At 61.2% G+C, this 18,864-nt stretch carries 20 protein-coding genes; 10 read left to right on the top strand and 10 right to left on the bottom strand.

Annotation, left to right across the window (positions count from 1 at the left end; translation table 11 throughout):
• Positions 1-17: 17 nt before the first annotated feature.
• From BUA36_RS17575 to BUA36_RS17565, 3 genes are all read right to left on the bottom strand, one after another.
• A complete protein-coding gene (locus BUA36_RS17575) occupies positions 18-1,127 on the bottom strand; it encodes a radical SAM protein (protein WP_072786603.1) in 1,110 nt (369 codons plus the stop codon).
• A 76-nt stretch (positions 1,128-1,203) separates the two neighbouring features.
• The gene (locus BUA36_RS17570; protein ID WP_072786601.1) at positions 1,204-1,512 is read right to left on the bottom strand and encodes a hypothetical protein; all 309 of its coding nucleotides are present in this window, start codon (positions 1,510-1,512) and stop codon (positions 1,204-1,206) included.
• A gap of 44 nt (positions 1,513-1,556) precedes the next feature.
• Positions 1,557-1,853, bottom strand: coding sequence for a hypothetical protein (locus tag BUA36_RS17565; protein ID WP_072786600.1), 297 nt, complete (start codon positions 1,851-1,853; stop codon positions 1,557-1,559).
• A gap of 358 nt (positions 1,854-2,211) precedes the next feature.
• Here BUA36_RS17565 and BUA36_RS17560 point away from each other — a divergent pair, with 358 nt between their 5' ends.
• Entirely contained in the window at positions 2,212-2,973 is a 762-nt protein-coding gene (locus BUA36_RS17560; protein WP_072786598.1) for a hypothetical protein, read from the top strand.
• Positions 2,974-3,435: 462 nt separating this feature from the next.
• Positions 3,436-5,130: a 2-isopropylmalate synthase gene (gene leuA, locus BUA36_RS17555; protein WP_072786596.1), complete on the top strand. Its 1,695-nt coding sequence runs from the start codon at positions 3,436-3,438 to the stop codon at positions 5,128-5,130.
• Between the two features lie 186 nt (positions 5,131-5,316).
• Here leuA and egtB read toward each other — a convergent pair whose 3' ends face one another.
• Both egtB and egtD read right to left on the bottom strand, forming a co-directional pair.
• Positions 5,317-6,537 (bottom strand): ergothioneine biosynthesis protein EgtB, encoded by a 1,221-nt coding sequence (gene egtB / locus BUA36_RS17550; RefSeq protein WP_072786594.1) that lies wholly within the window; start codon positions 6,535-6,537, stop codon positions 5,317-5,319.
• Between the two features lie 3 nt (positions 6,538-6,540).
• Positions 6,541-7,545, bottom strand: a complete 1,005-nt coding sequence (egtD, locus tag BUA36_RS17545; protein ID WP_084560216.1) for an L-histidine N(alpha)-methyltransferase — start codon at positions 7,543-7,545, stop codon at positions 6,541-6,543.
• A gap of 126 nt (positions 7,546-7,671) precedes the next feature.
• On the opposite strand from egtD, the gene BUA36_RS17540 reads away from it, so the two are divergent.
• The 6 genes from BUA36_RS17540 (at position 7,672) to BUA36_RS17515 (ending at position 12,120) form a co-directional block, all read left to right on the top strand.
• Positions 7,672-8,532 carry a putative selenate ABC transporter substrate-binding protein gene (locus tag BUA36_RS17540; protein ID WP_072786592.1) on the top strand — a complete coding sequence of 287 codons (861 nt, stop codon included), beginning with the start codon at positions 7,672-7,674 and terminating at the stop codon, positions 8,530-8,532.
• A 6-nt stretch (positions 8,533-8,538) separates the two neighbouring features.
• A complete protein-coding gene (locus BUA36_RS17535; protein ID WP_072786590.1) occupies positions 8,539-9,357 on the top strand; it encodes a phosphonate ABC transporter ATP-binding protein in 819 nt (272 codons plus the stop codon).
• Positions 9,357-10,184, top strand: coding sequence for a PhnE/PtxC family ABC transporter permease (locus tag BUA36_RS17530; protein ID WP_072786588.1), 828 nt, complete (start codon positions 9,357-9,359; stop codon positions 10,182-10,184). The genes BUA36_RS17535 and BUA36_RS17530 overlap by 1 nt, the downstream gene beginning before the upstream one ends.
• A complete protein-coding gene (gene phnE, locus BUA36_RS17525; protein WP_072786586.1) occupies positions 10,181-10,972 on the top strand; it encodes a phosphonate ABC transporter, permease protein PhnE in 792 nt (263 codons plus the stop codon). The genes BUA36_RS17530 and phnE overlap by 4 nt, the downstream gene beginning before the upstream one ends.
• Positions 10,972-11,655 carry an ABC transporter ATP-binding protein gene (locus BUA36_RS17520; RefSeq protein WP_072786584.1) on the top strand — a complete coding sequence of 228 codons (684 nt, stop codon included), beginning with the start codon at positions 10,972-10,974 and terminating at the stop codon, positions 11,653-11,655. The genes phnE and BUA36_RS17520 overlap by 1 nt, the downstream gene beginning before the upstream one ends.
• A gap of 177 nt (positions 11,656-11,832) precedes the next feature.
• The gene (locus tag BUA36_RS17515; protein ID WP_008447145.1) at positions 11,833-12,120 is read left to right on the top strand and encodes a hypothetical protein; all 288 of its coding nucleotides are present in this window, start codon (positions 11,833-11,835) and stop codon (positions 12,118-12,120) included.
• Positions 12,121-12,248: 128 nt separating this feature from the next.
• On the opposite strand, the gene BUA36_RS17510 is transcribed toward BUA36_RS17515, so the two are convergent.
• Positions 12,249-12,851, bottom strand: coding sequence for a YdeI/OmpD-associated family protein (locus BUA36_RS17510; RefSeq protein WP_072786582.1), 603 nt, complete (start codon positions 12,849-12,851; stop codon positions 12,249-12,251).
• Positions 12,852-13,018: 167 nt separating this feature from the next.
• Between BUA36_RS17510 and BUA36_RS17505 the strand changes: the two genes are divergently transcribed.
• Positions 13,019-14,557 carry a DUF1800 domain-containing protein gene (locus BUA36_RS17505; protein ID WP_072786581.1) on the top strand — a complete coding sequence of 513 codons (1,539 nt, stop codon included), beginning with the start codon at positions 13,019-13,021 and terminating at the stop codon, positions 14,555-14,557.
• 10 nt (positions 14,558-14,567) lie between these two features.
• Positions 14,568-15,755, top strand: coding sequence for a DUF1501 domain-containing protein (locus tag BUA36_RS17500; RefSeq protein ID WP_072786579.1), 1,188 nt, complete (start codon positions 14,568-14,570; stop codon positions 15,753-15,755).
• Here BUA36_RS17500 and BUA36_RS17495 read toward each other — a convergent pair.
• The 4 genes from BUA36_RS17495 to BUA36_RS17480 form a co-directional block, all read right to left on the bottom strand.
• Entirely contained in the window at positions 15,747-17,324 is a 1,578-nt protein-coding gene (locus tag BUA36_RS17495; RefSeq protein WP_307188239.1) for a putative bifunctional diguanylate cyclase/phosphodiesterase, read from the bottom strand. The two genes, BUA36_RS17500 and BUA36_RS17495, sit on opposite strands and share 9 nt — an antisense overlap.
• A 167-nt stretch (positions 17,325-17,491) precedes the next feature.
• Positions 17,492-18,046, bottom strand: a complete 555-nt coding sequence (locus tag BUA36_RS17490; RefSeq protein ID WP_072786574.1) for a TetR/AcrR family transcriptional regulator — start codon at positions 18,044-18,046, stop codon at positions 17,492-17,494.
• A 3-nt stretch (positions 18,047-18,049) separates the two neighbouring features.
• Positions 18,050-18,517, bottom strand: coding sequence for a nuclear transport factor 2 family protein (locus tag BUA36_RS17485; protein WP_072786573.1), 468 nt, complete (start codon positions 18,515-18,517; stop codon positions 18,050-18,052).
• 84 nt (positions 18,518-18,601) lie between these two features.
• Positions 18,602-18,859 carry an ArsR family transcriptional regulator gene (locus BUA36_RS17480; protein WP_229255738.1) on the bottom strand — a complete coding sequence of 86 codons (258 nt, stop codon included), beginning with the start codon at positions 18,857-18,859 and terminating at the stop codon, positions 18,602-18,604.
• Between the last annotated feature and the right edge of the window lie 5 nt (positions 18,860-18,864).

The following is an 18,864-nucleotide window of genomic DNA, read 5'->3' as shown; positions in this document are numbered from 1 at the left end:
AATGGGTAAGCGGTCGCTCAGGCGGCCACGGAGATCGGTATGGTTTTTCGGGTGGTGGCAGCTGGTGGCGCGCCGTTGGCGGGGCATTTCAACTCGCCGGCATCGAGCGAGTCATAGCCGCGCATCCAGTACGCCATCTTGTCGCGGTCGAGCTTCATCGTGCCGTTCTCGCTGAGGTCGCCCAAATGGTTACGTTCGTCATGCATCAGCACGGTGCACTTCTGTACCTTGCCGTTGGCGCGGATCGCCAGGGAATTGGGCCGCGCCGCATAGCACACCGTCGGCAGCGGTCTGGCGGCGCGCGGCGCCGGCGCCTGTTCCGGCTCTGCCATCGAGGTGGCGGCTGCACTGGCTGCCGCCTCTTTGGACGAGACAACCACTTCAGCATCCGCAGCGGCATCCGGCGCCGCCAGACCGAACGCAATGGCGAGACGCCGGTAGGCAGCTTCACGCTCTTCTTTCGGTATCATGATCGGTTTCGCAGCGTCGTTGCCCAGGTTCTCAATCGTCTTGAGGAAGACCGCGAAACGGGGATCGTGCAGGAACTCTTTGCGCATGACGTGCCCCAGCTCTTCCATTGATGCCAGGTTGTCGGTAGTCAGGTGGATACGGAACAGGATATGGAACTGGATATCCGAATCGCGCAAGGCGAGCATATTGGACCAGATGCGGTCAAAGGTACCGCCGCCGGACATCAACTTGCGTGTGCGGTCATGCGCAGCGCCATAACCATCAATCGAGATCTGGTAAGTGCCCTGGCCATAGCCTTGCAGCCGGCGTGCCGTCTCGACATCCAGGAAATAGCCGTTGGTGGTGATCTGCCCGGCCAGCTGCACGCCCTGGCGGGCGCACTCGGCCTGGGCGTAGTCGCACAGTTCATACATGACATCCTTGGCTGCCAGCGGCTCGCCGCCAAACCAGGACAGTTCCAGTAATTGAATCGTGCTAAGGCGCTCGCTGATCAGGCGCTTGACGCCGCTGATGACCGCGGGCGACATTTTGCCTAAAAGAAAGTCTTCATAGCAATAGGTGCAACGGAAATTACATTGCTCAGTCGGATAAAGTATCAACTCCAACCGTCGGGGGTCCAACGTCGGGAGTAAGGCGCTGCGGTTGCTGTCAGTCATGGGAATGATGGAATAAGTTGTGATCGATACGTTGGCCGGTCCGGTATAGGGAGGTGCCGGGCCGGCCAGGGACTAATTAGCCTTCGTCGCCGTCTTCGTCAGCCGCCTTCGACTTTTCCTTCGATGGGTCCGGTTTAGGATCTGGCTTCGGTTTAGGATCCTGTTTCGGTTCAGGTTTCGGATCACAGTAGTTGGTAGGGCATTCGTTTTTGGTCGAACACAGCACCTGCGCGTTCGGCAGTTTCGGCGTAGGAATCACGATATCCCCACCACCAATGGCTTCCAACACTTCCTGATCCAGCACTTCGACCAGCTTGAAACCGCCGTGATCATCAAATTCGAGCTGCGTAGTAATACGCGTTGTATTAATCAGCTTATCATTCATATTAATTCCTGGTTTTAATTAACTTAAATTTTGAAAAGGTAAAATCACGAACCTTCGTCGCCATCCTCATCCTTCGGTTTCTCCGGCGGTTTTTCAGGGGTTGGATTTGGCTTCGGTTCCGGAGTGGGTTTGCCGCCACCAGGACAGACATTAACCGGGCATTTATTGACCTCTTGACACAGGAGCTGGAACTTGTCTCCCGGTTCTTTCGGCTTGTCCGCACCACCACCAATGGCTTCCAGTACTGATGCATCCAGCACTTCGGTGAGTTTGAATCCCCCATATTCGTCGAAATCCAGCTGCGACGAAATGGACTGCGTATTGAGCAGCTTATCGTTCATTTCCTACCTTTATATCGAAATAAATACGCGGCGCGTGCAATATAAAAGCACGCAACCGCCCCTGCCAATTATTTTTTATATAATTTGCGGGCGCATACTATTTATCAATTTTCAATGTGTCAATCTTATTTGAATATTAATTCGTCGTTTCATCCAATTTTCCCATGCAGCATGTTGTTTTTTTGCAATATTCGTAATTAATCATTGATTAACACCTCGCAATCGCTATAATCCCTCCCCCCTTTAGTTACAGAAAGACGGCAGCGTGCGTATATTTTTGTTTTTATTGACCCTGATTTGCCTTCACACCCATGCGGCGGAACCTGACTGGCAACCATTTCAATGGGGTTCCGGCAGCTTGACCGATGGCCCGCCGGAGCGTCTGGCATTGCTGTTGCCCGTGTCCGTCAACGGCATTGCTTGTACGGTCCAGCTCGACACAGGGGCAAACGGCGAATGGAACTGGCGGCGGCGTGACGCTGCCGCCAAGGGCGAGCGTGCCCAGGTGAACGTCGCCGGCCGGCGACGCGCCATTCCGGCCAACGCCGCCAATCTGGCGCCACTCAAGGAAGCCAATTGCGGCGGCGGTCCGATCGCCATGGTTGGCAATGCGCTGTTTGAAAATGGCACGTTGACGCTGGACCTGGGCCAGGCCCGCTATGCTTATACTGAGCAACCATTGCTGGCCGGGGTACACGATGCCCAGCCGTTGCTATACCTGAGCTGGGCGGAAGGCGGCGGCCATACGGTGGTGGAAATCCGGCATGCCGGTACCGGCCTTGGCTACGCCTTGCTGGACACCGGCGCCGCCCGCTTTGGCCTGGTTGCCAGTGACGACCGCATGTGGCAAGCGCTGATAGCAGGCGCCAAGCCGTCGGCAGGCACCAGCACCTTCAGTTTCCCGGGGCCGGGCGGCGAGACCGTCAGCTGTGGTGAGCGGCCGCTGGAAGACGGCCTGGAAGTAGCGGGCAAGACGCTGCGCAATGTGTCTGCCTCGTATTGTCAGGGACATAGCTTCCAGGCGCCGATGCGTCTGATCGGGACACTCGGCATGGCGGCACTGGGAAACCGGACGCTGGTGCTGGACTATCTATCGCGCCGCTGGACCCTGAGCGACTGAGGCCTTGTGGCGATCCGGCCTGCGCTTGCTGTCCTGTGCGCAAAATTTCCTTGACACCAAACGCAGCGATCTCTTACATTAAAGCCCATGATCTCGCATCTGCACCTATCCGCTTTCCTGCTATCGCCTGCCAGCGCCCTATCGCTAGCAGCGCGCCTACTAGCACGCGCTTAATCCGCGTCCCTGTTGCACCCTCGTGACGGCCACAAGCCGCACAGTCTCCAAAATCCAGGAAAGTTTTGCACCGATGCTCTCTACGACTACGGCCTCCCTTGCTCCATCTAGCACCCGCGATGCGATCGCGATGCCGGCTGGCGCACGTCTGCTGTCGACGCTACTGCTAAAACTACCGACCGGTTGCCGCGCCTAGCGCCCCGTGGTAGCACGGCAACCCTCCGCCACACCCAGTAGCGCCAGCACCCCCACGCCGGCATCCACAATTCAGAATTCAGGAGCATTACCATGATGTTGCAGAACCCAGCGAGCAAATACCGCGCCTTCCCGGCTGTCCAGTTGACCGACCGTACCTGGCCGAACGCCATTATCAGCAAACCGCCAATCTGGATGAGCACCGACCTGCGCGACGGTAACCAGGCGCTGATCGAGCCAATGAGCATCGAGAAGAAAATCCGCATGTTCGAGCTGCTCATCAAGATCGGCCTGAAAGAGATTGAAGTCGGCTTCCCTTCCGCATCGCAGACCGATTTCGACTTCGTGCGCAAGCTGATTGACGAGAACCGCATCCCGGACGACGTCACCATCATCGTGCTGACCCAGTCGCGTGAAGAGCTGATCCGCCGTACCGTGGAATCCTGCGTCGGCGCCAGGCGCGCCATCGTCCACCTGTATAACTCGGTGGCGCCGGTATTCCGCAAGGTGGTGTTCGGCATGTCGCGCGAAGAGATCACCAACATCGCCACCAGCGGCGCCAAGCTGGTGAAAGAGCTGACCAAACAGCACCCGGACACCGACTGGGGCTACGAATACACGCCGGAATCGTTCTCCACCACGGAGCTGGACTTCTCCAAGCATATCTGCGACGCCGTCATCGCCATCTTCGAGCCGACGCCCAACAAGAAGATGATCATCAACCTGCCATCGACGGTGGAATGCAGCACGCCCAACATCTACGCCGACCAGATCGAATGGATGTCGCGCAAGCTGACCCGCCGCGATTCGCTGATCATCTCGGTCCACCCGCACAACGACCGCGGCACCGCTGTCGCTTCGGCGGAATTGGCGGTGATGGCCGGCGCCGACCGCGTTGAGGGCTGCCTGTTCGGCAACGGCGAACGCACCGGCAACGTCGACCTGGTCACGCTGGCGCTCAACCTCTACACGCAAGGCGTCAATCCTGGCCTGGACTTCTCCGACATCGACGAAGTGCGCAAGGTAGCGGAAGAGTGCAACCAGCTGCCAGTGCATCCACGCCACCCTTATGTGGGCGACCTGGTATTCACCGCCTTTTCCGGCTCGCACCAGGACGCGATCAAGAAAGGCTTCGCCAAGCAGGAAGCCGGCGCGATCTGGGAGATTCCTTACCTGCCGATCGACCCGCAAGACCTGGGCCGCAGCTACGACGCCGTCATCCGCGTCAACAGCCAATCGGGCAAGGGCGGCATGTCCTACCTGCTCGAACAGGATTACGGCCTGGTACTGCCACGCCGTCTGCAGATTGAATTCAGCCGCGCGGTGCAAGCAGTGGCCGACCAGACCGGCCTGGAAATCACCGCCGAAGGCATCTACAACATCTTCAGCAAGGAGTACTTCGAGCAGACTTCACCTTATGCCTACAGCTCGCACAAGATGGTGGAAGACACCAGCAGCGATGAGCCGGTGCAAATCGATATCGCCATGATGCACCGTGGCGCACCACTGGCGCTGCAAGGCGGCGGCAACGGCCCGATCGACGCCTTCGTCGATGCGCTGGGCCTGGACATCAAGCTGATGGACTACCACGAGCACTCGATTGGCTCCGGCGCCAACGCCAAGGCAGCCTGCTATGTCGAACTGCGCTTGGCCAACGGCCCTACCCTGTTTGGCGCGGCCACCGACAGCAACATCCTGACCGCCTCGTTCAAGGCCGTGCTCAGCGCCGTCAACCGCCAGCTCGCCCGTACTGAATCGACCGAAGGTAAAGGCGCCATCGCCGCGTAATACCGCGTTATGCTGGCTCTTCGTTTGATTGACGAGGAGCCCGTAATGATTTTCTCGCATCTCAAGATCGGCGCCCGCGATACAGGACCAGGCTGGCGAATTGAATCAATTCGTCAGTCTGTTCCGCGGGTCTAAGAATTGAGGGTTTGAGAACCGCCCGGTGCGGTATATGGCTTGACGTGCGGCTTAACGGCGAGCCAGCCGGATGCCGGTAAATTGCCAGCGCGCGCCAGCCGGGAAGAAGTTACGGTAACTGGCGCGCGCATGTCCCTCCGGCGTCGCGCACGACGAGCCGCGCAGCACATACTGGTTCAGCATGAACTTGCCGTTGTATTCGCCGAGCGCACCTTCCGCCGCCGCAAAGCCGGGGTATGGCGCATAGCTGCTGCTGGTCCACTGCCAGCAGTGGCCGTACATCTGCCGCAGACGCTCGCCGGTAACACCGGCCGGATGCAGCGATCCGGTTTCCACCGGTGCGCGCGCCTGCACAGCTGCGCACTCCCATTCGGCTTCAGTGGGCAGGCGCGCGCCAGCCCAATTGGCATAAGCATCCGCTTCAAACAGCGAGACGTGCGTGACTGGGCGATTGAGGTCCAGCGGCTGCGCGCCATGGAGCGTGAACTCCTGCCAGGCGCCCTGCTCGTCCTGGAACCAGTAAATCGGCGCTTTCAGATTCTGGGCGCGTACCCAGTCCCAGCCTTCCGCCAGCCACAAGGCAGCGTTGAAATAGCCGCCAGCGTTGATGAAGGCCAGGTACTCGCCATTGGTCACCAGCCGCGAGGCCAGCGCAAATGGCGCCACATACTGCTTGTGGCGTGGCAGTTCGTTATCGAAGCTGAAGCCTGTGCCGTCGTAGCCGATCTCGGTCAGGCCGCCTTCAAATTCCAGCCACGCCAGCGGTGCGCTGGCTGCAGCGGGATGCAACGGGATTTCCATGTAGGCAGGCCGCAGCAGGCTTTGCGCCAGCAGGTGCTTGACGTCCGTGAGCATCAGCTCCTGATGCTGCTGCTCATGCTGCAAGCCCAGTGTAATCAGTATCTCCAGTTCGGCGCCGCCCTCACTCTCCAGCAGACGGGCAATACGCGCATCCACATCGGCGCGATAGGCGCGCACCTGCGCCATGCCGGGCCGCGTCAGCAAGCCGCGCTGCGGACGCGGATGCTTCTCGCCGATGCCGTTGTAATAGGAATTGAACAGGATGCGGAACGCCGGATGAAACGGCGCAAAATCGTGCTCAAGTCGCTCCAGGATAAAGGTCTCAAAAAACCACGTCGTGTGCGCCAGATGCCACTTGATCGGACTGGCGTCCGGCATCGATTGCGCGCCGCAGTCCTCATCGGACAGCGGTTCGGCCAATGCCAGCGTGTGTTTGCGTACCGCAGTGTAGCGATTGTGTAGCTGGTTCATGGTTCAATCGCCGATAGCACGCGCGTAAATGACAGCGAACCAGTGATCCTTGTCTGTCCACATGCGCTGGGTGGCAAAGCCGGCCCGCTCCAGCAAGGTGGCAAACGACTGGCGGGTGTATTTGTAGCTGTCTTCCGTGTGTATCCGTTCGCCACGGGCGAAATCGCGCTCGCCGCCACGCCAGGTGACAGTCAGCGGACAACGCGCTTCCAGATGCATTTCAATGCGGCTTAGCTCGGGATTGAAGAAAGCCACATGCTGCCATTGGTCGACATCGAAGTCCGCACCGACCAAATGATTCAGGTGGCGCAGCATGTTCAGGTTGAACGCGCTGGTCACGCCCAGGGCATCGTCATATGCCGCGTCCAGCAGGGCGTGATCCTTGATCAGATCGACGCCGATCAGCAGCCCGCCATCCTCGCCGGCATTGGCGCGCAGGCCGCGCAAAAAGCCCACCGCCTGCTCCGGCGAGAAATTGCCGATCGAGGAACCGGGATAAAAGAACACGCGGCGCTCGCTGCGCACGCTGTCCGGCAATTCAAAGCCGTTGGAGAAGTCCAGCCCCAGCGCGGTCATCTCGATCTGCGGGAAGCGCTGTTGTAACGAGTTCACAGCGCCCAGCAGGAAGTCACGCGAGATATCGACCGGCACATACTGCGCCGGCTTCAATAGCGGGAACAGCGCAGCGGCCTTGGCGCAGTTGCCGGCCCCCAGGTCGATCAGCGATGCGCCGTCCCCCACCACATGCGCCATATCGGCGCCATAGGCAGCAAAGATGCTTGCTTCGGTACGGGTCGGGTAATACTCAGGTAATTCGCAGATCGCCTCGAACAGTTTGGAGCCGAGATCGTCGTAGAGGAATTTGGGCGACATGTGTGCGGACGACGCCAGCAATCCCTCGCTGATTTCTGCGATGACAGCCGCGCTGCCATGGGCCTGCCGCAGCGGCAGCGTGTTGCTTACGTTGGGCGAAACAACACGGATCGCCGAGGTGCGGGACATTTGCATACGGTGCTCTGCCTTTATGTAGGTGGCCATCCGCCGAGGTGATTTTTGCTATGATAGCCGAATATCTATTTTGTAGCGCTGTACCGAAAGTTCTGTGCGACTTCTCACATTAAAGGGCAAACAACAATGAAACTCACCCTCAGATCCTTACTCGCTGCCGGCATGCTGCTGGCCGCTTCCTGGTCTCATGCACAGTCGGCCGATCACGTGTTCCGCGTGTCGGCCATTCCCGACGAAGCACCGACCGAACTGCAACGCAAGTTCAAGCCGCTCGGCGAGTATCTGGAGAAGAAGATCGGCATGAAGGTTGAATTCACCCCGGTGACCGACTACGCCGCCTCGGTGGAAGCCCTGATTAATAAAAAAGTCGACATGGTCTGGTTTGGCGGCTTCACCTTCGTCCAGGCCAATGAGCGCAGCAAGGGCGCCATCACGCCACTGGTACAACGCGCCGAAGATGAAAAATTCCGCTCGGTGTTCGTCACCACCAACAAGAGCATCAACAGCCTGAATGACCTCAAGGGCAAAACCCTGAGCTTCGGCTCCGAATCCTCGACCTCGGGCCACCTGATGCCGCGCTACTACCTGCTGCAGGCGAAGATCAACCCGGACACCGATCTGAAACGCATCGCCTTCTCCGGCGCGCACGACGCCACTGTCGCAGCGGTCGCAGGCGGCAAGGTCGATGCAGGCGCGCTGAATATCTCGGTGTGGGAAAAACTGCTGGAAGCGAAGAAGGTCGATCCCGCCGTGGTGCGCGTGTTCTACACCACGCCTGGCTACTACGACTACAACTGGTCCGTGCGTACCGACATGAACGCCGACCTGAAGAAAAAACTGAGCGACGCCTTCCTGGCGCTGGACGCCAGCAAGCCTGAGGACAAGGCCATCATGGAACTGCAGCGCGCGTCCAAATTCATCCCGACCAAGGCCGAGAACTACAAGAACATCGAAGCCGCAGCCAGAAACGCGGGCCTGCTGAAGTAGTCTGCAATGCCAACGTATCAACTGCAAAACCTCACGGTGCGCCACCTCGGCGCATCGCCAGCACCCGCGCTGCAAGCGATTGACCTGACCATCGAACAGGGCGAGCAAGTGGCCCTGATCGGCCCTTCCGGCGCCGGCAAGACCACACTGCTGGCGACACTCTCGCTGTCCCATAAGCCGGCCGAAGGCAGCTTTCAGGCCTTCGGCGTAGACCCGTGGGCGCTGGGCGAAGCGGCCCGCCATCGCCTGCGCGCGCAGTTGTTCCTGGCGCCGCAAACCCCGCCGCTGCCGCCGCGCCAGCGCGTGGTGACGGCGGTGCTGGCGGCACGCCTGCCGCAATGGCCGGTGTGGCGCGCACTCGCATCGCTGTTCAAGCCCGCCGATCCGCAAGCCGCATGGCAGGCGCTGTCACGCTTTAACCTGGGCGACAAACTGTATTCCCGGGTTGACCGCCTGTCTGGCGGCGAACGCCAGCGCTGCGGCCTGGCGCGCCTGCTGCTGTCGCCGGCCAAGGCGCTGCTGGTGGACGAGCCGCTGTCCGCACTTGATCCGGCACTGTCCGAACTCACGCTGACCACCTTGCGCGAGGAAGCCGGCGCACGCGGCGCCACGCTGATTTGCAGCCTGCACCAGGTGGATCTGGCGCTGAGCCACTTCCCGCGCATCGTCGCACTGCGCGATGGCCGTATCGAATTTGACCTGCCGCGCGCGCAGGTCACGCCGCAAATGATCGCCGCACTGTATCAGGGCGAACCGCCCGCCGCCAGCAAACCGCCGCATGATGACGCGATGGCCGTCAAACCGGGCGTGGGCGCCTGCCTGTAATGGTCACGTTGTCCGTACACCGCGACCCCGCCCTGCGCGGCCGCATCCTCGCCATTGTCGCCGCGCTGCTGGTGCTGTGGCCGACGCTGGTGGTCACCGAGTTCAAGCCGTGGATACTGCTGGATGAACAAAGCCTGCGTGCAACCGGACGTTTTCTGGCCGACTTCCTGGTCCCCGCGCACAGCGCCGAATTCCTCGACATGCTACTGCGTGAAACCTGGAACACGGTCGCCATTGCCACCGCCGGCCTGACGCTGGCCCTGCTGGGCGCCATCCCGGCCACGCTGATCATCAACGAACAGCTGTCGATATCCGCGCTGGGCACGGGCCGCATGCGGCCGGCCGCCCGCGCCGTGCGGCAGGCGGTACGCTGGCTGCTGGTGCTGCTGCGCTCCGTGCCGGAACTGGTGTGGGCACTGCTGTTTGTGCGGATTATCGGCCTGGGGCCGACAGCCGGCGTGCTGGCCATCGCCCTGACCTACTGCGGCATGCTGGGCAAGGTCTATGCTGAAATCCTCGAGTCCTCCGATGCCCACGCAAGCGATACGCTGCTCGCCAATGGCAGCGGGCGCCTGTCTGCGCTGCTGTATGGTGCGCTGCCGGAAGCGGCATCGGAGCTTATGTCCTACACCGTCTACCGCTGGGAGTGCGCGATCCGCGGCTCGGTGGTGATGGGATTCGTCGGCGCCGGCGGTCTTGGCCAGCGCATGGACGAATCGATGAAGATGCTGGCGGGGTCGGAGGTGGCCGCCATGCTGCTGGTGTTCGTCGCGCTGGTCGCGCTGGCCGACCAGTTCTCCAAAGTGCTGCGCCGGAGGCTGGGATGAATCCGCACCTGCCCAAGCCGCCGCGCCGCGACTGGACCGTCATCGTGCTGATGGCCATGCTGGCCGCGCTCATTGTCGCCAGCTTTGCCACGCTGCCGCTGAAGTGGCGCGAATTCTTCACGGTGGAAGCCGTCAACAGCACGCTGGAACTGCTGGGCGGTTTCGCGCCGCCAGAGACGGGCCTGCCCTTCCTTGCCAAAACCTTCTGGGCCGCCGTGGAGACGCTGGCCATGTCCGGTCTGGGTACGCTGCTGGCCGTACTCTTCGGCCTGGCGTTTTCGCTGCCCGCCTCCGGACGCTTCGGCGCCGCACCACGCGCCGCCATGCGCGCGCTGCTCAATGTGCTGCGCTCGATTCCTGAACTGGTATGGGCGTCGGTCATGCTGATCGCCGCCGGCCTGGGGCCGCTGGGCGGCACGCTGGCACTGGCCGCCCACACGGCCGGTGTGCTGGGCCGCCTGTTTGCCGACTCGCTGGAAAACGCCGCGCCACTGCCCGAACAAAGCCTGCGCACCAACGGCGCCAGCGCCACCAGCGCCTTCCTCTACGCCACGCTGCCGCAAACCTTGCCGCAGATGCTGTCCTATACCCTGTACCGCTGGGAGAACAACATCCGCGCCGCCGCCATTCTGGGCGTGGTAGGCGCCGGTGGTTTGGGCCAGATGCTGAAATACCACCTGTCTTTGTTCCAGATGCCGCTGGCCGCTACCGTCATCCTCGCCATGCTATTGCTGGTGGCGCTGGTCGATGGCGCCAGCTTCGCCCTCCGCCGCACACTCACACGATAATGCTCGAACTCAACAAACTTTCCAAATCCTACGCCGAGCGCCCGGTCCTGCATGAACTGTCATGGACTTTCAAGGCGGGAGAATTTGTCTCCATCATGGGCGATTCCGGCGTCGGCAAGTCGACATTGTTAAATCTGATCGCCGGACTGGACGTGCCGGACAGCAAACCGGGCCTGTCGCCGATCATCGTCGACGGCATTGCCATGTCCGGCCTCGACGACGATGCCGCCACCCGATTGCGGCGCGCGCGCATGGGTTTTATCTTTCAGGCCTTTCATGTACTGCCGCATTTAACGTTGTTACAAAATGTAGCGCTGCCGTTGTTGCTTAACGGCATGCCAACCGACCGCGCGAAAGAGATGCTGGACGCTGTCGGCCTCGGGGGACGCGAACATGATTTCCCACACCAGATCTCGGGAGGCCAGATGCAGCGGGTCGCCATTGCCCGCGCCCTGGTGCACCGCCCGGCGCTGGTGCTGGCTGATGAACCAACGGGTAATCTTGACCCGGATACCGCCGACGCCATCCTCAGCCTGTTACAACGTGAAATAAAAGCCACCGGCGCCTGTGCAATCATGGTGACACATTCTCAACATGCGGCAAAAATGACAGACAAAATCCTACTTTTGTCTAAGGACGGGTTACAAGAAACAACAATGTCAACCCGTTTGAGCAATAACTAACATAATTTATTTGTTAAACCCTGCACTTTTTTACCGCGCGTAGTATTATTGAAATTAACTTGCATGGTTATCAAGAATGTTGAGTCGCGTACCACATTCAGACCAGAAAGGGTGTGGGCGCTAGCCTTGCCGGGAAACGTACTTTAATTAACGTTTAGAGCAAAGGAGGAGCAAACCATGAACGTACGGCAGAAAAAGTTGGAACTGATTGAAGCCATGAATCGTGCGCGGGCGCTGGAGCCATCCAGTTTTGTCCCAAACAAGCTTCTTGACACTTTGATCGAAAAGATGAACTTGAAGAACGATGCAGAGTTGTGTCGGGTGCTGGAGGTTCAGCCACCGATCATCAGCAAGATCCGGCACCGGAAGTTGGCAGTGGGTGCGACGATCCTGCTGCGTATGCATGAAAAATCAGATATCAGCATCCGCGAGCTGAAAGATCTGTCCACCGCGTCCATGCATTGAGCGGCAATCCCGTTCTCGCAATGCCAGGCGCCGGCATGCGGTATCCGGCGCCAGTTAAGCGCCTTAGCGTCCAGCCCAAACCCCGCTGACACGCTACTGCCAGTAGTTTCATCGCAGTTTCGCAGTTACTAGCACTTCTCGTATTTCCAATTTCTCGACTTACCTTCAGCGATCCATTCGACGGCTTGTTCACGTCTGCGCGCGCGCGTGGTTTCCGTCTTCGCCTCGTTGAGCCAGTCGGCGTATTCACGTTGTTTGCCGGGAGTGAACGCATCAAAGTGTCTGCGTGCGGCAGGCACGGCATCCAGCGCGGCATGCAGATCGTCGGGAATTTGCAATGGCCGCGGCGTTGCCGGCTTGGCGCGTGCGGGTGCGGACACGCCGTCGTCATTGAGTTTCATGGCCTGCCGGATGTAGCCGGTCAGGACCTTTTTCGCCGGCAGATCCTTGACCGCGGCAATGCGGCCGAAATGGCCCATGGCTTCGCGGTTGATATCGTCGCGCGCCATCATCAGCTCCGCCTTCCAGAAGTTGAATGCGCAGTGCGCCTTGAAGGCAGCCATGCTGCACATCATGCCCTTGTACATAAAGTGCGGGAAGCTCCACTTCATGGTCTCTTCCACCTCCGGGCAGGCGGCATGCACTACCGCGCGCAGGTGCGCCAGGATGGGCTGGGCAAATTCGGCGGACTTGGCAATGTAGGCGTCAACGCGTGGATCGGTGGTAGGCATGGTCAGTCTTGTCAGAAGTATTCCGGCGGTCGCGCCAGCAGGCGCGCACTATCGTACCATCCTAGTATCAAGCTACTCATTTGGCCAGCGTTGAGTGCGTAACATTTTGTTGCACGATACACATACTTCATACAGCGGATGGCCCAAATTGGCATATCCTAAGGCCTATGCATACTCAACCTATCGCCCGCTCCCTGGCCGCCCTTCTGCTGTTGGCTGGCTGTGCCACCGCCCCCACCACGCCGACGGTGTCCCGGCCCGCCGATACGGTGGCGCTCAGCAACGCCTTGAACCGCATCACCTGGGGCGTGAATAACACCACCTACCAGCAGGCCGAAAAGATGGGCTACGAACGCTGGCTCGACCAGCAGCTGCGTCCCGGTCCCGCCGTGCTGCCGGCGGCCGCGCAGGCGCAGATCGATGCGCTGACAATTTCGCAGAAGTCCATGCCACAGCTGGTGGAGGAGCTGGAAAACCAGCGCCGCGACTACGACAAGGCGATGGCCGATGACGAAGCCAAGAAAGCCGCGCAGCGCGCCTACCAGCAGGAGCTGAACCGGCTGGCCAAGGAAGCAGCCACGCGCTCGCTGCTGCGTGACCTGTATTCACCCAACCAGTTGCAGGAGCAGATGACGTGGTTCTGGATGAACCACTTCAACGTCCATCAGGGCAAGGCCAATCTGCGCGTGCTGGTCAGCGACTACGAAGACACCGCGATCCGTCCGCACGCGCTGGGCAAGTTCCGCGACCTGCTGTCGGCCACGCTGCATCATCCGGCCATGATCCGCTACCTGGATAACGAGCAGAACGCCGCCAACCGCATCAACGAAAACTACGCGCGCGAAATCATGGAGCTGCACACCATGGGCGTCGACAGCGGCTACACCCAGAACGATGTGCAGCAGCTGGCCCGCATCCTGACCGGCGTCGGCGTCAACCTCACCGACAAGATGCCCAATGTGCGCAAGGACAAGCAGGAACAGTATGTCCGCAAAGGCCTGTTTGAATTCAACCCGAATCGCCACGACTACGGCGACAAAGTCTTCCTCGGCCAGACCGTCAAGGGCCGTGGCCTGGCGGAAGTCAACGAAGCGCTAGACCGCCTGTGTCGCCATCCCGCCACCGCGCGCTACGTGAGCCGCAAGCTGGCGATTTACTTTGTCGCCGACGAACCGCCGCAGCCGCTGGTGGAACGCATGGCCGCGCAGTTCCAGGCTACCGATGGCGACATCGCCGCCGTGCTGCGCGTGATGTTCACCTCGCCGGAGTTCACGCAGTCGCTGGGCAGCAAATTCAAGGACCCGGTGCACTACGTGGTGTCGGCCGTGCGCCTGACCTATGACGACAAGATCATCCTCAACACCAGCCCCATGCTGAACTGGCTGAACCGCATGGCCGAACCACTGTATGGCCGCCAGACGCCGGACGGCTATCCGCTCACGCAATCCGGCTGGGCCAGCCCCGGCCAGATGACCACGCGCTTTGAAATTGCCAAGGCCATCGGCAGCGGCGCGGCCGGCCTGTTCAAGAGCGAAGGCACGCAGCCCGTGGAAAAGCCGGCCTTCCCGCAACTGGCCAATGCGCTGTACTACCAGTCGCTGCAAAAATCGCTGGCGCCCGCCACCCGCCAAGCACTTGAACAGGCGGCATCGCCCCAGGAATGGAACACGCTGTTCCTGTCATCGCCAGAACTGATGAACCGCTAGGAGAAGCACGATGAAACGCCGCACCCTGATCAAATCCCTGGCCGCGCTGCCTGCTGCGGCAATGGCCGGCCAGCTGTGGGCCGCGCCCGCCAGCAAGACCCGTCTGCTGTTCGTCTTCATGCGCGGCGGCTACGACGCCACCAGCCTGCTGGTGCCCATCTCCAGCCAGTACTACTACCAGGTGCGGCCGAATATCGCCATCGCCAAACCCAGCGACGACCTCAAGTCCGCGCTGCCCATCGACAGCGACTGGGGCCTGCACCCGGCGCTCCGTGACAGCATCTATCCGCTGTTCACGGCGGGCCAGGCAGCGTTCGTGCCGTTTGCCGGCACCGAAGACCTGTCGCGCAGCCACTTTGAAACCCAGGATTCGATCGAGCTGGGTCAGGCGCTGGACCGCCGCCGCGACTACCGCTCCGGCTTCCTCAACCGCTTGGCCATGACGCTGAGCGCCGACCGCGCCAGCGCCATTTCCTTCACCGACCAGCTGCCGCTCATCATGCAGGGCGGCCTGCAGGTGGCTAACACCGCACTGCGCAGCGTCGCCAAACCCGCAGTCGATGCGCGCCAGGCCAAGATGATCGCCGCCATGTACGACGGCACCAAACTGTCGCAGCAGGTGCGCGACGGCTTCACCGTGCGCGAAGACGTGATGAAGGAAATGGTTGGCGAGATGGACGCCGCCAACCGCAACGCCATCACCGCCAAAGGCTTTGAACTGGAAGCGCGCCGCATCGCCAAGCTCATGAAGGACCGCTACAACATCGGCTTTGTCGATGTCGGCGGCTGGGACACCCACGTCGGCCAGGGCAACGCCACCGGCTACCTGGCCAACCGGCTGGAAGAGCTGGGCAAGGGCCTGGCCGGCTTTGCGCAGGAGATGGGGCCGGAGTGGAAAGACACGGTGGTGGTGGTGGTCAGCGAATTTGGCCGCACCTTCCGCGAGAACGGCAACCGCGGCACCGACCATGGCCATGGCAGCGTCTACTGGGTGCTGGGCGGCGGCATCAACGGCGGCAAGGTGCATGGCGAACAGGTCAGGCTGGAGCAGCCGACGCTGTTCCAGAACCGCGACTACCCGGTGCTCAACGAATACCGCGCCATGTTCGGCGGCCTGTTGACGCGCATGTACGGCCTGAACGCGGGACAGGTGGAAAGCATCTTCGGTACCAGGGGGCGCGACCTGGGACTAGTGTGAACCTTCAAGCAGCCAGGCCAGCGCATCATCGGCGGCCAGCGGCCGCGAATACAAAAAACCCTGAAACGCATTACAGCCAGCGGCGCGCAGAAAATTCGCCTGCGCCGCGCTTTCCACTCCTTCCGCAACCACCATCAGACGCAGGTCGTGCGCGAGCCGGATCACGGTGTTGACGATCGCGTTGGCGTCCGTGTGTTCGGGCACTTCCTTCAAAAAGCTCTTGTCGAGCTTGAGGGTGCTGACCGGCAGCGTGCGCAGGTAGCTGAGCGAGGAATAACCGGTACCGAAATCGTCCAGCGACAGCGTGAACCCGCGCACCCGCAGCTGCTCGATCACCTTGCTGCCGGTGCTTTCCAGCTCGATGGCATCGCGTTCCGTCAACTCGATTTCGACGTCCGCCGGCGACAGGTCATTGTCCCGCAGCGCCAGATAGAGCTGCCACAGAAAGCCCTGGTCGCGCAGCTCCTTGGCGCAGGTATTGATGCAGATCCGCACCTCCTCCACGCCGGCATCCCGCCAGCGCCGCAGCTCGGCGCAAGCCTTGCGCGTGACCCAGATGCCCAGTTCCGGCAACAAGCCGATCTCGCCGGCCAGCCCTAGGGCATACTCGACCGGCTGCCGCCCCAGATAGCCGGGCAGGCGCAGCAGCGCTTCCATGGCGGCGGTGCGGCCGCTGGCATCGAGTATCGGCTGATACACGATGTCGCAACCATCGTTGTGCATCAGCCGTTTGAGCTCGTTGTGGTCGGCGTTCTTGCGGTGCGCGATCTCGTCCAGTGCATGGGTGTAATAGTGGTAGCAGTTGCGGCCCGAATGCTTGGCGTGATACAGCGCCAGGTCGGCTTTCTTGAGCAGCTCGTCGGGATTGGCGGCATCTCCCGGGCAGACGGCAATCCCGATGCTGGCGCTGATCTTGGTTTCGTGGCCATCGATCGTAAAAGGTTGCGCGAGTTCCTGCAGCAGCTTTTCAGCCAGCGTGCCGCCGCTGGCGGGCGACGGCGGATGCAGCTGCAGCAGCGCGAATTCATCGCCGCCCAGCCGTGCCACGTAATCGCTCTCGCGGCTCACCCGGCGGATGCGCTGCGCCACCATTTGCAGCATCTGGTCGCCAGCCTGGTGGCCCAGCACATCGTTGACTTCCTTGAAGTGGTCCAGGTCGATCATGAGCAACAGCAGCAGCTGGCCGGTGCGCTCGGCCAGCGCCACCATTTCCGAGCGCCGTGTGTCAAAGTCGGCGCGATTGGCCAGGCTGGTCAGCACGTCCAGTGTAGCCAGCCGCAGGATCTGGTCCTCGGCCAGCTTGCGCTCGGTGATGTCGCGCAGGATTTTGAGATAGCCCAAAGGCTCGCCATCCTCGCCTGCGATCAGCGTCATCACCCCATCGGCCCAGAACAGGGAACCATCCTTGCGCTGGTGCCAGCGGAAATCACCGGCGCGGCCGCGCGCGCGCGCCTGCTGCATTTCACTTTGCGGCTCGCCGTCAACCTGGTCGGCGATGGTAAACAGATCCTCCGCGCTGCGTCCCAGCATTTCCTCGGCGGCATAGCCAAAAATCAGGCTGGCGCCCAGGTTTCAGCTGGTCACCTGACCTTGCATGTCGGCGCTGAACACCGCATAGTCGCTCTGGTGCATATAAATCTGCCGCAGCAGCAAGTCCGGCGGCAGGCCGGGGGCAATCGGAAGGGGCATGGCGAGTCCGCCTTAAATCTAGTTGGACGCGCCAGCCCCCAACAAGTTCAATCCAGGCGTTGCCGCATGCGCTCCAATGCGCGCGTGAACAACGCCGGTTCGTCGGCCGCGCGCGCCAGCACCAGCGCGCCCTGGATTCCGCCCACCACGTCTTCCGCCAGCGCCAGCGCGGTGTGGCTATCGCGGCCGCCGCGTTCCAGTGTGGTGGTCAGCGCCAGCACCCATTCGGCAAAATACGACTGCACGCGGGCGGCAAAGCGGTCGCGCTCATGCCCCAGCGCGAACACGCCCACCAGGCACACCTTGCGGCCAGACAGGAAGTAGCGCTCGACCGCCCTGAACATCTGGTCGATGCCGTGCGAGGCGTCGGCCGCATGGCGCAGCGGCTGGAACACCTGCTCGCGGAACCAGCTGTCGATGTCCTTGAGCACCGCCTCGGCCATCTCCTCCTTCCCGCCCGGGAAGAAGTTATAGATGCTGCCCTTGCCCAGCCCCGTCCCCTCGGTGATCCGCGCCAGGCTGGCGCCTTCAAAACCGTAGGTACGGAACACTTCGGCCAGCAGCGGCACGGCATCGCTGCGCTCTCCCATTACACGTGGCATGTCTTAAAAACCAAAATCGCTGAGTCCCGGATGGTCAGCCGGGCGCGGTGCGTTGATATCCCAGTGAAACTTGCGCTCGCTGGCAGCGATTGGGTGTTCATTGATGCTGGCCAGACGGCGCTGCATCAGGCCATCTGCCGCGAACTCCCAGTTTTCGTTGCCGTAGGCGCGATACCACTGGCCGGAATCGTCATGGTATTCGTAGGCGAAGCGGACCGCAATGCGGTTGCCGTCATGCGCCCACAATTCCTTGATCAGGCGGTATTCGAGCTCGCGCGTCCATTTGCGCTTGAGCAGGCCGATAATTTCCGCGCGGCCCGTGACGAACTCGCCACGGTTGCGCCAGGCGCAGTCTTCTGTGTAGGCCAGTGCGACCTTTTCCGGTTGACGGGTATTCCAGCCATCTTCGGCCAGACGGACTTTTTGCGCAGCGCTTTCCAGCGTGAAGGGAGGTAGTGGCGGACGGGACATGGTAGAGACCTTTCAAAGTAGTTGTACCAAACAGTACAACAAGTGTAGACCTTCGCGTCCAGGATTGCAAGCGCTGAAATCAGGTCAGGAAAACAGTTCGGCCGCCAACTGCGCGCCGGCAGCGCTGAGCTGGACCGTGCCGGTGACGCCGCCATCGTCCAGCGCCAGCGCAATCAGGCCCGCCTCTTCCAGTGCACTGAGCTGGCGCCGCAGCACGCTCATCGGGCGTTGGGTTTGCTTGCTGAGCTTGGCCAGCGAGCAGGATTTGTCCGGCCACTCTTGCTGAATGCGCCAGAGCGCTTCGATCACACCGGCCAGCGCGGCCATCACTTCGTCGTCCATAAGCT

Origin of the sequence: Duganella sacchari, assembly GCF_900143065.1 — a bacterium.
Taxonomy (GTDB): domain Bacteria; phylum Pseudomonadota; class Gammaproteobacteria; order Burkholderiales; family Burkholderiaceae_D; genus Rugamonas; species Rugamonas sacchari.
The sequence above is the reverse complement of the archived record's forward strand: the minus strand, read 5'-3'. Positions and strand labels throughout refer to the sequence as shown.

Coding starts and splice junctions, on each gene's coding strand:
- BUA36_RS17565 (WP_072786600.1), bottom strand. CDS start 1,853: ATGAACGATAAGCTGCTCAATACGCAGTCCATTTCGTCGCAGCTGGAT.
- BUA36_RS17500 (WP_072786579.1), top strand. CDS start 14,568: ATGAAACGCCGCACCCTGATCAAATCCCTGGCCGCGCTGCCTGCTGCG.
- egtB (WP_072786594.1), bottom strand. CDS start 6,537: ATGAACCAGCTACACAATCGCTACACTGCGGTACGCAAACACACGCTG.
- BUA36_RS17575 (WP_072786603.1), bottom strand. CDS start 1,127: ATGACTGACAGCAACCGCAGCGCCTTACTCCCGACGTTGGACCCCCGA.
- phnE (WP_072786586.1), top strand. CDS start 10,181: ATGAATCCGCACCTGCCCAAGCCGCCGCGCCGCGACTGGACCGTCATC.
- BUA36_RS17530 (WP_072786588.1), top strand. CDS start 9,357: ATGGTCACGTTGTCCGTACACCGCGACCCCGCCCTGCGCGGCCGCATC.
- BUA36_RS17505 (WP_072786581.1), top strand. CDS start 13,019: ATGCATACTCAACCTATCGCCCGCTCCCTGGCCGCCCTTCTGCTGTTG.
- BUA36_RS17510 (WP_072786582.1), bottom strand. CDS start 12,851: ATGCCTACCACCGATCCACGCGTTGACGCCTACATTGCCAAGTCCGCC.
- leuA (WP_072786596.1), top strand. CDS start 3,436: ATGATGTTGCAGAACCCAGCGAGCAAATACCGCGCCTTCCCGGCTGTC.
- BUA36_RS17535 (WP_072786590.1), top strand. CDS start 8,539: ATGCCAACGTATCAACTGCAAAACCTCACGGTGCGCCACCTCGGCGCA.
- BUA36_RS17540 (WP_072786592.1), top strand. CDS start 7,672: ATGAAACTCACCCTCAGATCCTTACTCGCTGCCGGCATGCTGCTGGCC.
- BUA36_RS17570 (WP_072786601.1), bottom strand. CDS start 1,512: ATGAATGATAAGCTGATTAATACAACGCGTATTACTACGCAGCTCGAA.
- egtD (WP_084560216.1), bottom strand. CDS start 7,545: ATGCAAATGTCCCGCACCTCGGCGATCCGTGTTGTTTCGCCCAACGTA.
- BUA36_RS17520 (WP_072786584.1), top strand. CDS start 10,972: ATGCTCGAACTCAACAAACTTTCCAAATCCTACGCCGAGCGCCCGGTC.
- BUA36_RS17515 (WP_008447145.1), top strand. CDS start 11,833: ATGAACGTACGGCAGAAAAAGTTGGAACTGATTGAAGCCATGAATCGT.
- BUA36_RS17480 (WP_229255738.1), bottom strand. CDS start 18,859: ATGGACGACGAAGTGATGGCCGCGCTGGCCGGTGTGATCGAAGCGCTC.
- BUA36_RS17490 (WP_072786574.1), bottom strand. CDS start 18,046: ATGCCACGTGTAATGGGAGAGCGCAGCGATGCCGTGCCGCTGCTGGCC.
- BUA36_RS17485 (WP_072786573.1), bottom strand. CDS start 18,517: ATGTCCCGTCCGCCACTACCTCCCTTCACGCTGGAAAGCGCTGCGCAA.